This is a genomic window from Streptococcus cristatus (assembly GCF_003943535.1).
GTDB classification, from domain to species: Bacteria; Bacillota; Bacilli; order Lactobacillales; family Streptococcaceae; genus Streptococcus; species Streptococcus cristatus_L.
This window is the reverse complement of sequence record NZ_RJPU01000003.1, coordinates 158806-172654: the sequence shown is the minus strand read 5'-3', so window position 1 is coordinate 172654 and position 13849 is coordinate 158806. Positions and strand designations below refer to the sequence as shown.

Below are 13849 nucleotides of genomic sequence, written 5' to 3'. Positions count from 1 at the left end.
GGACTAATACTAATAGCTCGAGGACTTATCCAATTTTCATTGAGCGCAGCTTTTGGCAAGTATTGTGAGGTTTGAGTAGTTATTCAATTTTGAGTTGACAAGGCAATAAGATATTGCAAGTTAATTCAGCTAGTTAAGTGACGATAGCCTAGGAGATACACCTGTACCCATGCCGAACACAGAAGTTAAGCCCTAGAACGCCGGAAGTAGTTGGGGGTTGCCCCCTGTGAGATATGGTAGTCGCTTAGCTATTATCCGCCATAGCTCAGTTGGTAGTAGCGCATGACTGTTAATCATGATGTCGTAGGTTCGAGTCCTACTGGCGGAGTAAATGAACATATGAGAAAAGGGCAGTTAGCTCTTTTTTCTTTCTCTCTATCGATGCCTTTGCATTGTTTTAGAATCAGAGTGTTACTATACTTGGAACTTGACTCTTTTCTTTTTTGTGGTATAATTAACCGGTAAAGTTTCAACCGGTTAAGAAAGGAAGCGAAGGATGGGGCATTTAGCAGAAAAAATTAATCATTTTTTGAATGAGGTCATATTGACAGCTGAGAATCAACATGAAATCTTGGTCGGCTCTTGTACGAGCGATGTGCGGCTAACGAACACGCAGGAACATATTTTAATGCTCTTGTCTCAGAAGTCTTTTACGAATTCTGATCTAGCTAAAAGACTGAATGTTAGCCAGGCTGCTGTAACTAAAGCTGTTAAGGCTTTGGTGGAGCAAAAGATGTTGGAAACATTCAAGGATAAGAAGGATGCTCGTGTGACTTTTTATCGATTGACTGATTTGGCACGACCGATTGCGGAAGAGCATCAACATCATCATGTTCATACTTTGGAGACTTACCAGAGATTGGCAGAGCAATTTTCTTCTGATGAGCAAGAAGTGATTGTGAGATTTTTGGATGGTTTGATTGGAGAAATTGGGAAATGAGATATATCACAGTGGAAAATCTGTCCTTTTACTATGACAAGGAACCTGTGTTGGAGCATATTCATTACTTTTTGGATAGTGGCGAGTTTGTAACCTTGACAGGGGAGAATGGGGCTGCTAAGACGACACTTGTCAAGGCTAGTCTGGGGATTCTGCAGCCTAAGCATGGCGAGGTCAAGATTTCCAAGACCAATGAGAGAGGCAAGAAATTGAGAATTGCTTATCTTCCTCAGCAGATTGCTAGTTTTAATGCAGGTTTTCCTAGTACGGTGTATGAGTTTGTTAAATCTGGCCGCTATCCGCGCAAGGGTTGGTTTCGTCGTTTGAATGAACACGATGAGGAACATATCAAGGCCAGTTTGGAGTCAGTTGGAATGTGGGAACATCGGGACAAGAGGATTGGTTCTCTCTCTGGTGGTCAAAAGCAGCGGGCTGTGATTGCTCGGATGTTTGCTTCGGATCCGGATATTTTTGTCCTAGATGAGCCGACAACAGGGATGGATTCAGGCAGTAAGGATGAATTTTACAAGCTCATGCACCATAGTGCTCATCAGCACGGGAAAGCGGTCTTGATGATTACGCACGATCCAGAGGAAGTTCGCAAATATGCTGACCGCAACATTCATTTAGTTCGGAATCAGGACTCACCTTGGCGCTGCTTCAATGTGCATGAAAGTGATAGCGGACAGGAGGTGAGTCATGCTTAATCTATTTTCCTATGATTTTATGCAGCGAGCCTTTTTAGCAGTTATTGCCATGAGCCTCTTCTCACCTATTTTAGGTACTTTCCTTATTTTACGTCGGCAGAGCCTCATGAGTGACACGCTCAGTCACGTTTCTCTGGCAGGCGTGGCCTTTGGTTTGGTTCTAGGTTTGTCACCGACCTTCACAACGGTAGTGGTGGTTATTATTGCAGCAGTATTTTTGGAGTACCTGCGGACTATCTATAAGAATTTCATGGAAATCGGTACAGCTATTCTCATGTCAACGGGATTAGCGGTTTCCTTGATTGTTATGAGTAAGGGGAAGAGTTCTAGCTCGATGAGTCTGGACCAGTATCTATTTGGCTCTATTGTGACTATCAGTAGGGAGCAGGTGGTTTCTCTTTTTGTCATTGCTGCTGTGGTGCTTGTCTTGACTTTCCTCTTCATTCGGCCTATGTACATCTTGACCTTTGATGAGGATACGGCCTTTGTGGATGGGCTGCCTGTGCGGACCATGTCTATTCTTTTCAATATCGTGACGGGTGTTGCGATTGCCCTCATGATTCCAGCTGCGGGAGCCTTGCTGGTCTCGACCATTATGGTCCTGCCGGCCAGTATTGCCCTGCGGATTGGGAAAAATTTCAAGTCGGTTATTTTGCTGGCAAATGTCATCGGCTTCTTTGGTATGATTGCCGGACTTTATATTTCTTACTATGCAGAAACGCCAGCAAGCGCCAGCATTACGATTATCTTCGTCAGCTTGTTCTTGCTGGTCAATCTGGTCAAAAAATTTATAAAATAGGAGCAGAAAATGAAAAAAATTAGTTTACTATTAGCAGGTTTACTGAGTATTTTCTTAGTAGCTTGTTCCAATCAAAAAAATGCAGATGGCAAACTCAATATTGTCACGACTTTTTATCCTGTTTATGAGTTTACCAAGCAGGTCGCTGGAGATGAGGCCAATGTTGAACTTCTAATCGGGGCTGGTACAGAGCCACATGATTATGAGCCTTCAGCTAAGGCAGTTGCGACGATTCAGGATGCAGATGCCTTTGTCTATGAAAATGAAAACATGGAGACTTGGGTTCCTGATTTGCTAAAAAACTTGAAAAATAAGGAAGAAAAAGTTATCAAGGCGACTGGAAATATGCTTCTATTGCCTGGTGGTGAAGAGGAAGAAGACCACGACCATGGTGAAGAGGGGCATCATCATGAATATGACCCCCATGTTTGGCTGTCTCCGAAGCGGGCTATTAAAATGGTGGAGCATATCCGAGATAGTCTGAGCAAGGCCTATCCTGACAAAAAAGCTGCTTTTGAGAAAAATGCAGCGGCTTATATCAAGAAGTTAGAAGCCTTGGACAAAGAATTTGAAGATGGTTTGGCAAATGCCAAGCAAAAGAGCTTCGTCACTCAGCACGCTGCCTTTAACTATCTGGCTTTGGACTATGGTTTGAAGCAGGTGCCAATTTCTGGACTTTCACCAGACAGTGAACCATCCGCTTCACGCTTGGCTGAATTGACCGAGTACATCAAGAAGAATAAAATCAAGTATATCTACTTTGAAGAAAATGCTTCTCAGGCTCTGGCTTCCACTTTGGCTAAGGAAACAGGAGTAGAGCTTGATGTATTGAATCCGCTGGAAAGCTTGACCGAAGAGCAGACCAAGGACGGAGCAGACTATATTTCTATCATGCAGTCCAATCTAAAGGCTCTCAAGAAAACGACTGACCAAGAGGGAGCGGAGATTGCAGCCGAGAAAGAAGAAGACGATAAGACAGTGCAAAACGGCTACTTTGAAGACAGTGCCGTCAAGGATCGGACCTTGTCTGATTATGCTGGCGAGTGGCAGTCTGTTTACCCTTATCTGAAGGACGGTACCCTGGATCAAGTCTTTGATTACAAGGCTAAGCTGACTGGAAAAATGACAGCTGCTGAATACAAGGACTACTATGACAAGGGCTATAAGACGGATGTTTCCAATATCAATATCACAGACAAGACCATGGAATTTGTGGTAGATGGAAAATCCAAGAAATATACGTATAAATACGTTGGTAAGCATACTCTGACTTACTCTAAGGGAAATCGTGGAGTACGCTTTATGTTTGAAGCGACAGATGCGGATGCTGGCCAGTACAAGTATGTTCAGTTTAGCGACCACAACATTGCACCGACCAAGGCAGCTCACTTCCATATCTTCTATGGCGGCGAAAGCCAGGAAGCACTCTTTGATAAGCTAGAAAACTGGCCAACCTACTATCCAAGTAAGTTGACCGGTCAAGAAATCGCCCAAGAGATGTTGGCACACTAATAGAATAAAGCAAGAAGACGGGATTATCCCGCCTTCTTTTTTGTATATCAGGAAATAACGATAAAAATACTTGACAAATTACGATTACAATTGTAAACTAATAAAGAATCGAATTACAAATGTAAATGTTAAGGAAGTGTTAAACAATGGAACAGCAAAATATGAGCCAAGCAGAATGGCAAGTGATGCGTGTGCTATGGGCGTATCCACACAGTCGCAGTACAGAGATTATAGCGCGGTTGGAAGCTGATTTTTCCTGGAAACCGGCAACCATCAAGACCCTTTTGAATCGTCTGAAGACCAAAGAATTTATCGCTATGGAAAAAATCGAGGGCAAGTTTTACTATGATGCTCGTATTTTAGAATCAGATCATCTGGAAAGTACATGGCAGGCTTTTTTTGACAATATCTGTAATACTAAACACGGAGATCTTTTGATTTCGATGATTGAGAGAAGTCAGTTCAGTCAAGGGGACTTGGAGCGGCTCAGCCAAGTCATTGATAAGAAGAGAGCTTCGGCTCCTTTGGAAATCAAATGCCACTGCCCACAAGGCCAATGTCGTTGCGGTCACGGAAAGGGGCGCATTGATGAGTGAGAAGAAAGAATACAAGCTCTCAGGAATGACCTGCGCTGCCTGTGCTATGACGGTAGAGATGGCGGTCAAGGACTTGGAAACGGTCGAGGATGTCAGTGTCAATCTGGCGACAGAACGTCTCAGTTTGCTGCCTAAGGCAGGATTTGACAGTCAGCAAGTGCTGGATGTTGTAGCCGAGGCTGGTTATCAGGCAGAAGAGAAAGGCAAAGACCGACCGTCTGATGTAAGCGAAGAAGCTATAGCTAGAGCGCAAATATTACGAAGAAAGAAACAAGAGTTACTGATTCTTTTGATTACGGCTCTGCCTTTACTTTATATCTCTATGGGAAGTATGGTCGGTCTTCCTCTGCCTAGCTTCTTGGACCATATGGCGCACCCTTTGGTCTTCGTTCTGTCACAACTGCTTTTAACTCTGCCTGCTGTGTGGATTGGGCGCGGCTTTTATCAGAGAGGATTTCGCAATCTTATCAAGCGACATCCCAATATGGATAGTTTGATTGCAGTGGGGACCAGCGCAGCATTTTTCTACAGCCTTTACTCGGTCAGTCAGGTTTTTCTAGGTCATCATCCCTTTGTCCATCAGCTCTATTTTGAGTCTGTTGCAGTGATTATTGTCTTGGTTCTTCTGGGTAAATATCTGGAAAGTTCAGCCAAGGGGAGAACGTCTCAGGCGATTCAGTCTCTACTTGAGCTAGTGCCTAGTCAGGCGACAGTGATTCGCTATGGAGAGCCTGTGACCATTGATACAGAGGATATCCGAGTTGGAGACATTATCCGTATCAAGCCAGGAGAGCGTATGCCTGTAGACGGCCTTGTGACGGAGGGGCAGACCTTTGTGGATGAGTCCATGATGACTGGAGAAAGTGTCCCAATTGAAAAGAAGGTCGGCGATACTATTACCAGTGCCACAATCAATCAAAATGGTAGTATTGACTACCAAGCAACCAGGGTGGGTTCAGATACGACCTTAGCTCAGATTGTCAGATTGGTGGAGGAAGCACAGGGTTCTAAGGCTCCGATAGCGGCTTTGGCCGATAAGATTTCGCTCTATTTTGTCCCAATCGTGCTGAGCTTGGCTACTTTGTCCGCGCTTGGCTGGTATTTTCTAGCAGATGAGAGTCTTAGCTTTTCCCTATCAATCTTTATCGCAGTTCTGGTCATTGCCTGCCCTTGTGCGCTGGGATTAGCCACTCCAACAGCTATTATGGTTGGGACTGGTAAAGGGGCTGAAAATGGCATTCTGATTAAGTCTGGACAAGCTTTGGAAGCGGCTTATCAGCTGGATACTATTGTTCTTGATAAGACTGGGACGATTACGGTTGGTAAGCCTAGTCTGACGGATCTGTTGCCATTGAGTGATTTTAATCGGTCTGACTTGTTGCGGCTAATAGCCAGTGCTGAGCAGCATTCTGAACATCCTTTGGCTCAGGCTATCTTAGAAGCAGCTGAAGAGGAGGGACTTGACTTGCTGCCTGTCAGTCATTTTGAGGCCATAGTTGGACGAGGATTGGCTGCTCAGGTTGAAGGTAAGCATCTTCTGGTCGGTAATGAGTCTCTGATGAAAGAAAAGCACATTGACAGCAGTGCCTTTCAAGGCCAGTTGTTGGAGCTATCCCAAGAAGGGAAGACAGCCATGTTTGTCGCAATAGATGGACAGTTGGCTGGTATTTTAGCGGTAGCAGATGAGATGAAATCCAGTAGCCTTTCGGCGGTGAGTGAACTCCAGTCTATGGGGCTGGAAGTTATCATGCTGACAGGAGATCGTGAAGAAACAGCGACAGCTATTGCCCAGAAAGCTGGAATCCAAAAAGTTATCGCAGGTGTATTGCCAGATGGTAAGGCTACTGCTATCAAGGACTTGCAGGAAGCTGGGAAAAAACTGGCTATGGTAGGAGACGGTATCAATGATGCTCCAGCTCTGGTCCAGGCAGATGTTGGAATTGCCATCGGATCAGGCGCTGATGTAGCTATTGAGTCAGCAGATGTAGTGCTCATGCATAGTGATTTGCAGGATGTAGTCAAGGCTATCAAGCTCAGCCAGGCGACCATCCGCAATATCAAGGAAAATCTTTTCTGGGCCTTTGCCTACAATACATTAGGTATCCCGATTGCTATGGGACTATTGCATCTTTTCGGCGGTCCCTTGCTCAATCCGATGTTGGCTGGTCTGGCCATGAGCTTAAGCTCAGTGTCAGTTGTGGCCAATGCTCTGCGCCTAGGACGCTTTAAACTTTAAAATGAAGGAATATACGGAGGAATAAATCTATGAAACAAACTGTCCAATTAGAAAACTTATCTTGTCAAAACTGTGTTAAACACGTTACCCAGCACTTCCTATCTATGGAGGGAGTGTCAGATGTGACAGTAGATCTGGACAAGCAGACAGCAGAGATTATTGCGGATAGATCCTTGAGTGCAGAGGATTATCAGGCGGCTTTGAGCAAAACCATCTATAAGGTCTTAGCGGTGCAGGATAGCTGAGCCAACTTGTAAAATAGGCTGAAAAAGTCTATAATATTAGTAATCATTTATTGGATAAGGAGAAAGCCATGAAGCAGAAAATAGTCTATCCTTTATTATGTTGCTTAGCTCTATCGACTTTGGCAGCCTGCTCTAGCAAGGAAGTTAATTCTACTCAAACAAGTTCGAGTACTACTCAGGAATCTTCTCAAGTAGCTTCTAGCCAGAGTGTTGCAGAATCGTCTTCTTCTGCCACAAGCAGTCAAAGCTCAGCAGAAGTTAGTCTAGAAAAGACGCAAGAGGAGAAAAAATCAATGGATATTTCGGCCTTGGCCAATGGAGACTACTCCAGTGTAAAAGGAACCTGGCAGAATGCTGCTGGTCACCAGCTGGTGTTCAATGATAAAGGGTTAGTTTCTGATAGCTATGAGCTGTATGGAGCATCGTTAACGGATTATGGAACAGCTTCTGGCGGTGTATACGGCGGTGAAACTGGTGGTTTCTTGCTAGAATTCATTCCAAAAGGTATCAAGCTTGTGAATAAAGAAAATTTCCAAGATAGCTCAGATGCCAGCCAAGATCGTCTATGGACGGGAGTTGGGATGAATAGCTTTGATGAACAAGGTCAATTTTATTATCGTGTTACTAACTAGTCGTGTCGGATAGAAATTTTCTATCCTATTTTTTGTTTTAAAAGAGTAGTTAGTTAAAATATGATAAAAAATTGTGCAAACGTTTGAATAAATGCTTGAAATAATAATTAAAAAAGGATATAATATTTTTATGAAAGCGCTTTGAAATTTTTAGGGGTTTCAAAGGCAACTATTTTCACATAAAGTAAAGGGGAACTTATGGTTGAATTAAATCTGAAAAATATTTATAAGAAGTATCCAAACAGTGAGCACTATTCTGTTGAAGACTTTAATTTGGACATTAAGGACAAGGAATTTATCGTTTTCGTTGGTCCGTCAGGATGTGGGAAATCCACAACGCTGCGTATGATTGCGGGTCTTGAGGATATTACAGAAGGAACAGCATCCATTGATGGTAAAGTGGTCAATGACGTGGCGCCAAAAGACCGCGATATTGCTATGGTCTTCCAGAACTATGCCCTCTATCCACACATGACAGTCTACGATAACATGGCTTTCGGGCTCAAACTTCGCAAGTACAGCAAGGAAGATATCGACAAGCGGGTGCAAGAAGCAGCTGAAATCCTTGGTTTGAAAGAATTCTTGGATCGCAAGCCAGCGGACTTGTCAGGTGGTCAACGTCAGCGTGTCGCCATGGGTCGCGCTATCGTGCGTGATGCAAAGGTTTTCCTAATGGACGAGCCTTTGTCAAACTTGGATGCGAAGCTGCGGGTGTCCATGCGTGCTGAGATTGCCAAAATCCATCGCCGTATCGGAGCAACAACCATTTATGTTACCCACGACCAGACAGAAGCGATGACGCTGGCTGACCGCATTGTTATCATGTCAGCAACCAAGAATCCTGCTGGAACTGGAACCATTGGTCGAGTAGAACAAATCGGTAGCCCACAAGAAGTCTACAGAAATCCAGTCAACAAGTTTGTGGCGGGCTTCATTGGTAGCCCAGCCATGAACTTTATCACTGTGACACTTGAGGGGAATGAAATTGTTGCCGATGGCTTGCGTTTGACAGTGCCAGAAGGAACACTGAAGGTTCTGCGTGAGAAGGGTTATGACGGCAAGAAGTTGATCTTTGGTATTCGTCCAGAAGACATTAATACAGAACCTGCTTTCTTAGAGACCTTCCCAGACTCTGTGGTCCATGCGACTATTTCTGTCTCTGAGCTTTTGGGTTCTGAGTCTCACCTTTACTGTCAAGTTGGTGACAGCGAGTTTATCGCGCGGGTAGATGCTCGTGACTATTCAGAAACAGGTGCTGGAATTGACCTTGGTTTTGACCTGAACAAGGCGCATTTCTTTGATTTCGAAACAGAGAAAACAGTTTATTAAAATATGAGTTATAAAAAAGATAGTCAGCAAGCCAAACGGAATGCATTTGGTCTGCGGACTATCTTTTCTTTATTTTGCTTTTCCGACAAGAATGGTAGCTGCAATGGTTACTTGGGTGAGGTCAGTCCAGTCGATCTGGTCTTGCTCAACGTGAAAGAGGAGTGGTGTCATTGCTAAAAGAGCTGTTCGGCTTTCGGCAGTCAAGGACTGGCTGGACTCGACAGTAATCTCGGAGATTATATCGAAGTGCTCTTGGAAATGCTGGATGACTTCTTGGTTAGAGTAATCCTTGTTGCTGAGCTGTCTAGCGGCTTTTTGGCGAATTTCTTGAAGATGGCGCTCGGTGGGGATGACCTTGATGAGGAGGGCATTGTCAGACATGACTCGCCGAAATTCCTGATAATTGGCTGGAGAAAAGATGTCTAAAATGATGTCCATGCTGGCATCTTGTAGCGGTAGCTTGGCCAAATCACCGACGAACCAATTGACTGCGAAACTGCTGTCGCTCTTGGCCGCCAACTGAATGGAATCTTTTGAAATATCGAAAGCATAGAAGGTTTTTTGGGGATGGGTTTCTTGGAGTTTACGAGAGTAGAAGCCCTCACCGCATCCAATATCTAAGACTGTTTTAGCAGATTCTGAGCTTGCAAGCAAGTTTGAGACAGCCTCTAAGATAGCTTGGTAGAATCCTGCTTCTAAGATCAACTGCCGATTTTGAAAACTGGCCTTATCGTAGTCTTTGGGCTGCTTGATTTGAGGTGCTAGATTTACATAGCCAAACTTAGCCAAGTCATAAGAATGCCGATGTTGGCATTTAAGGCTGCTATCCATCAGCTGCAGCTCTTCCTTGCAGATGGGACAGGCAAAAGCGGTCGCTGTGGCAAAACGCTGGAGTTTGGGTTTGAGGTTTGTATTCATAGTTTAAGTGTATCAAAAGAGACAAGTGAAAGCAACTTTAGGAGTAAGTAGATGGGAGATTCAGTAGAAATAAAACTAATTCTCCAATTTATAAAATGAAATTGCTTTTATATCTAAATTTCTATATAATAATGATAAGGAGGAAATAAGTATGTTAAAAGAAGTATTAACCGTTGCAAAAGTTGCGAAAAAATCTTCACTATTTTTGGGTGGTGTCGCATTTGGTACCCTTGGCTTGAAAATCTTAGCAAGTAAGGAAGCTAAAAAAGGTTATTCTAAAGCTTTGGCTAAGGCTTACAAGTTGAAAGACGGGCTAGATGCATCTGTTTCTGTTGTGAAACAACATGGAGACGATGTCTTGCAAGATGCCAAATATTTGTACGAGCAAGAGAAAAAAGAAGAGCAATTAGATAGCCTTATAGGGGAATAATATGTCTTTTAAAGTGCTACATAGAGGATACCAACATATCCGACTATCATCTTCTTTTTCACTCACCTTGGATATTCAAGACTATCTTCGTTCCTTGGCGAGAGATGAAAAGGGGATTGAGTCCATCCAGTTTTACATGGATCAACAGCACTTTACTCTACGTATAAAAGAAGGCTTCTCTGTATTAGACAATGCAGAAGCCTTTTTAAAAAGAATTGATAAAGGGAAAGTTTCTGAGTTGATGACTCTTCCCATTCGTAGAGAAGAGAGTGCTTATTCTATTGTTTCAGGTGCAGCGATTAAGCGTATACTTTTTCGTAGTTTTGTGCCGTATCCTATTCGCTATATATGGACTTGTTATCAGGCTTTTGGCTATATTAGAGAAGCTTATCAAACACTAGCGCGCAAGGAACTAACGATGGAGGTCCTGGACTGTTCGGCGATTTTATTGTCCTTGTTTATGAACCAATCTAAGACGGCTAGCAATATCATGTTTATGCTTGATTTGGGGAATCATTTAGATCAGTGGTCCTTGAAAAAAACTGCAACAGATTTAGAACAAAGCCTTCTTGCAAAAGAGAGCGATGTATTTCTAGTACAGGGGGATACGGTTGTTAGTATCAAGAGTTCCGATGTTCAAATAGGAGATGTCTTGGTCCTATCTCAAGGAAATGAAATTCTGTTTGATGGACAAGTAGTTTCAGGTTTAGGTATGGTCAACGAAAGCTCCTTGACAGGAGAGAGTTTTCCAGTTGAAAAAAGAGAGTCTGATTTGGTTTGTGCAAATACAGTATTAGAAACTGGAGAGTTACGCATTCGTGTAACCGATAATCAGATGAACAGCCGTATTTTACAGCTAATTGAGTTGATGAAGAAATCTGAAGAAAACAAGAAAACGAAACAACGCTATTTCATCAAGATGGCGGATAAGGTCGTCAAATATAATTTCTTGGGTGCTGGTCTGACTTACCTATTAACAGGTTCTTTTTCTAAGGCTATTTCTTTCTTATTGGTCGATTTCTCCTGCGCTTTGAAAATCTCTACTCCTGTAGCTTATTTAACGGCTATCAAGGAGGGTTTGAATCGTGAAATGGTGATTAAGGATGGGGATGTTCTGGAGAAATATCTGGAAGTCGATACCTTCTTATTTGATAAGACGGGGACAATCACAACTAGCTATCCTATAGTTGAAAAGGTGTTACCTTTTGGAGACTATAGTGAGGAAGATATTCTCAGAATCAGTGCCTGTCTTGAGGAGCACATCTATCATCCTATCGCTAATGCCATTGTCAAGCAAGCTGAGATAGAGGGAATTGAACATGAGGAAATGCATGGGAAACTCCAATATATTGCAAGCAAGGGAATTAAGTCCCATATTGATGGTGAATCGGTTGTCATCGGAAATTTTGTCCTGATGCAAGACGAGCAAATCAATATTAGTCCTGAACAAAATGCCCTGATCGAAGAATATAAGAATCACTACAATCTACTGTTCTTGGGCTATCGCAATGATCTTATTGGGATGTTCTGTATCCATACTCCTTTGAGAAAAGAAGCAAAAGTTGCCTTAGAAAAGCTCAAAGCTCAAGGAAAGAAACTGATTTTAGCAACAGGTGATACCTTGGTTAGAACGGAAGAACTTGTAAAAGATTTGCCGTTTGATCAAGTTTATACAGATTTGAAACCTGATGGAAAATTTGAATTGGTGCAGGAGTTACAGCAATCTGGTCATGCTGTCTTAATGGTCGGAGACGGCCTGAATGACTCGGCAGCTCTAACCCTTGCGGATATTGGTGTTGTGATGAATGAAAGTGCAGATATTTCTAAGCAAATGAGCGATATATTATTATTAGATAATCGCTTGGATTTTTTTGAAGAATTAGACTCTCTTTCATCGTCTTTGCAAAAACTGATTCAGAAGAATATCCAAGAAACTATCGTCGTAAACAGTAGTTTGATTGGCTTTGGTTTATTTAACTGGCTTAGTCCTTCCAATCTTTCTATCTTACATAACCTCACAACTTTGCGAATTGTACTTCGTAGTCTTTCTGTTAAGAATAGATATGTAAGAAGATTTTAATCAACCATAAGCAAAAGGAGTTATCTCAGGGAAGAGTAACTCCTTTTGTTTGTGTGGATAAGTTTTGAATGTTTTAGTATGTAAGGACGAAGTATTTCTTCTTACCACGGCGGATAACGGTGAGTTCGTTCTCTAACTTGTCTGCGTCACCCAAAACATAGTCCAGGTCTTGGATGCGGTCGCCATTGACATAGATGGCTCCATTTTGTACATCTTCTCGGGCTTGGCGTTTTGAGTTGACCACACCAGATGACACGAGGATTTCCACGATGTTAAGGTTTTCGTCGGCTTGTACCTGATAATTTGGCACGCCACGAAGTCCTTGTTTGAGTTCTTTGACAGAAAGGTTTTTGATGTTTCCAGCAAAAAGTTGCTCGGTAATGTTAAGGGCTTCTTTGTAGGCTTCTTCACCGTGGACAAGAGTTACTACTTCACGAGCGAGGACTTTTTGAGCCAAGCGTTCGTGTGGAGCAGCTTCAAACTGTTTGCGGATGTCTTCAATCTCATCGAGTGACAAGAAAGTAAAGATCTTCAAGAAGCGAACAGCGTCAGCGTCCATAACATTCATCCAGAATTGGTACATTTCGTATGGAGAAGTCTTGTCAGCATTGAGCCAGACCGCGTTTCCTTCTGATTTACCAAATTTCTTACCAGTCGCATCAGTGATAAGGGGAACAGTAATAACGTGACCTGTCTTGTCAGCCTTACGACGAAGCAATTCGGTACCAGCTGTCATATTTCCCCACTGGTCAGAACCACCGATTTGCAGAGTTACATTGTGGTCTTGGTTAAGGACAAAGAAGTCGTAACCTTGCATGATTTGGTAAGCAAACTCTGTGTAAGAAATCCCTGTCTCGATCCGTTTTTTTACGGATTCCTTGCTCATCATGTAGTTGACAGTGAAGTATTTACCAACATCACGGAGGAAGTCAATGAAGCTGATGCTACCAAACCAGTCGTAGTTGTTGACCATGATAGCCTTGTTTTCGCCATTTTCAAAGTCAAGAAAGCGTGACAGTTGGCCTTGGATAGACTGAACCCAGCCATCAACGGTTTCCTTGGTTTGAAGGCTACGCTCCGCATCTTTAAAGGATGGGTCACCAATCAAACCTGTTGCACCACCGACGAGGGCGTAAGGTTTGTGACCAGCTAACTGTAAGCGGCGACTGGTCAAAATAGCTACCAAGTGACCTAAGTGCAGACTGTCCGCTGTTGGATCGTATCCAGTATAATAAGAGACCTGCCCTTCTTCTAAGGCTTTACGCAAAGCTTCTTCATCAGTCGTTTGAAAAATCAAACCACGCTCTTGCAGCTCATCAAAAATGTGCATAGTTGTCTCTCCTTTTCTAAGATAGCAAAGGATTTTGCCCTTGCTCAAGTATTTTTTTGTTTTATCCCTCTATTGTATCACAAACGGGACAAATA

13 protein-coding genes, 1 tRNA gene and 1 rRNA gene are annotated in these 13849 nt (G+C 43.0%); 13 read left to right on the top strand and 2 right to left on the bottom strand.

Annotated elements, in window-relative coordinates:
* Positions 1–133: 133 nt before the first annotated feature.
* The 11 genes from rrf (at position 134) to D8790_RS06580 (ending at position 8996) form a co-directional block, all read left to right on the top strand.
* A 5S ribosomal RNA gene (gene rrf / locus D8790_RS06630) occupies positions 134–249 on the top strand.
* A 5-nt stretch (positions 250–254) separates the two neighbouring features.
* Positions 255–328 (top strand) — tRNA-Asn (locus tag D8790_RS06625).
* Positions 329–496: 168 nt separating this feature from the next.
* Positions 497–940 (top strand): zinc-dependent MarR family transcriptional regulator, encoded by a 444-nt coding sequence (locus D8790_RS06620; RefSeq protein ID WP_125388034.1) that lies wholly within the window; start codon positions 497–499, stop codon positions 938–940.
* Entirely contained in the window at positions 937–1647 is a 711-nt protein-coding gene (locus tag D8790_RS06615) for a metal ABC transporter ATP-binding protein (RefSeq protein ID WP_061910368.1), read from the top strand. The genes D8790_RS06620 and D8790_RS06615 overlap by 4 nt, the downstream gene beginning before the upstream one ends.
* Positions 1640–2446 (top strand): metal ABC transporter permease, encoded by an 807-nt coding sequence (locus D8790_RS06610; protein ID WP_125388033.1) that lies wholly within the window; start codon positions 1640–1642, stop codon positions 2444–2446. The genes D8790_RS06615 and D8790_RS06610 overlap by 8 nt, the downstream gene beginning before the upstream one ends.
* 9 nt (positions 2447–2455) lie before the next feature.
* Positions 2456–3958, top strand: a complete 1503-nt coding sequence (locus tag D8790_RS06605) for a zinc ABC transporter substrate-binding protein AdcA (protein ID WP_125388032.1) — start codon at positions 2456–2458, stop codon at positions 3956–3958.
* A 146-nt stretch (positions 3959–4104) separates the two neighbouring features.
* Positions 4105–4554, top strand: coding sequence for a CopY/TcrY family copper transport repressor (locus D8790_RS06600; RefSeq protein WP_125388031.1), 450 nt, complete (start codon positions 4105–4107; stop codon positions 4552–4554).
* Complete coding sequence (locus D8790_RS06595) at positions 4547–6790, top strand: heavy metal translocating P-type ATPase (RefSeq protein WP_125388030.1); 2244 nt, start codon at positions 4547–4549, stop codon at positions 6788–6790. The genes D8790_RS06600 and D8790_RS06595 overlap by 8 nt, the downstream gene beginning before the upstream one ends.
* A 29-nt stretch (positions 6791–6819) precedes the next feature.
* Positions 6820–7035: a heavy-metal-associated domain-containing protein gene (locus tag D8790_RS06590; RefSeq protein ID WP_125383737.1), complete on the top strand. Its 216-nt coding sequence runs from the start codon at positions 6820–6822 to the stop codon at positions 7033–7035.
* Positions 7036–7103: 68 nt separating this feature from the next.
* On the top strand, positions 7104–7667 hold the full coding sequence (locus tag D8790_RS06585; RefSeq protein WP_125388029.1) for a DUF6287 domain-containing protein: 564 nt from the start codon (positions 7104–7106) through the stop codon (positions 7665–7667).
* Positions 7668–7865: 198 nt separating this feature from the next.
* On the top strand, positions 7866–8996 hold the full coding sequence (locus D8790_RS06580) for an ABC transporter ATP-binding protein (RefSeq protein ID WP_005591277.1): 1131 nt from the start codon (positions 7866–7868) through the stop codon (positions 8994–8996).
* Between the two features lie 69 nt (positions 8997–9065).
* Here D8790_RS06580 and D8790_RS06575 read toward each other — a convergent pair whose 3' ends face one another.
* Positions 9066–9914 carry a methyltransferase domain-containing protein gene (locus D8790_RS06575; RefSeq protein WP_125388028.1) on the bottom strand — a complete coding sequence of 283 codons (849 nt, stop codon included), beginning with the start codon at positions 9912–9914 and terminating at the stop codon, positions 9066–9068.
* 151 nt (positions 9915–10065) lie between these two features.
* On the opposite strand from D8790_RS06575, the gene D8790_RS06570 reads away from it, so the two are divergent.
* Both D8790_RS06570 and D8790_RS06565 read left to right on the top strand, forming a co-directional pair.
* Complete coding sequence (locus D8790_RS06570; protein WP_000910910.1) at positions 10066–10344, top strand: DUF6110 family protein; 279 nt, start codon at positions 10066–10068, stop codon at positions 10342–10344.
* A 1-nt stretch (position 10345) separates the two neighbouring features.
* The gene (locus tag D8790_RS06565; RefSeq protein WP_045498148.1) at positions 10346–12424 is read left to right on the top strand and encodes a heavy metal translocating P-type ATPase; all 2079 of its coding nucleotides are present in this window, start codon (positions 10346–10348) and stop codon (positions 12422–12424) included.
* A gap of 73 nt (positions 12425–12497) precedes the next feature.
* Here the strand turns inward: D8790_RS06565 and tyrS are convergent, their stop codons facing one another.
* Positions 12498–13754 carry a tyrosine--tRNA ligase gene (gene tyrS, locus D8790_RS06560; RefSeq protein WP_125388027.1) on the bottom strand — a complete coding sequence of 419 codons (1257 nt, stop codon included), beginning with the start codon at positions 13752–13754 and terminating at the stop codon, positions 12498–12500.
* Between the last annotated feature and the right edge of the window lie 95 nt (positions 13755–13849).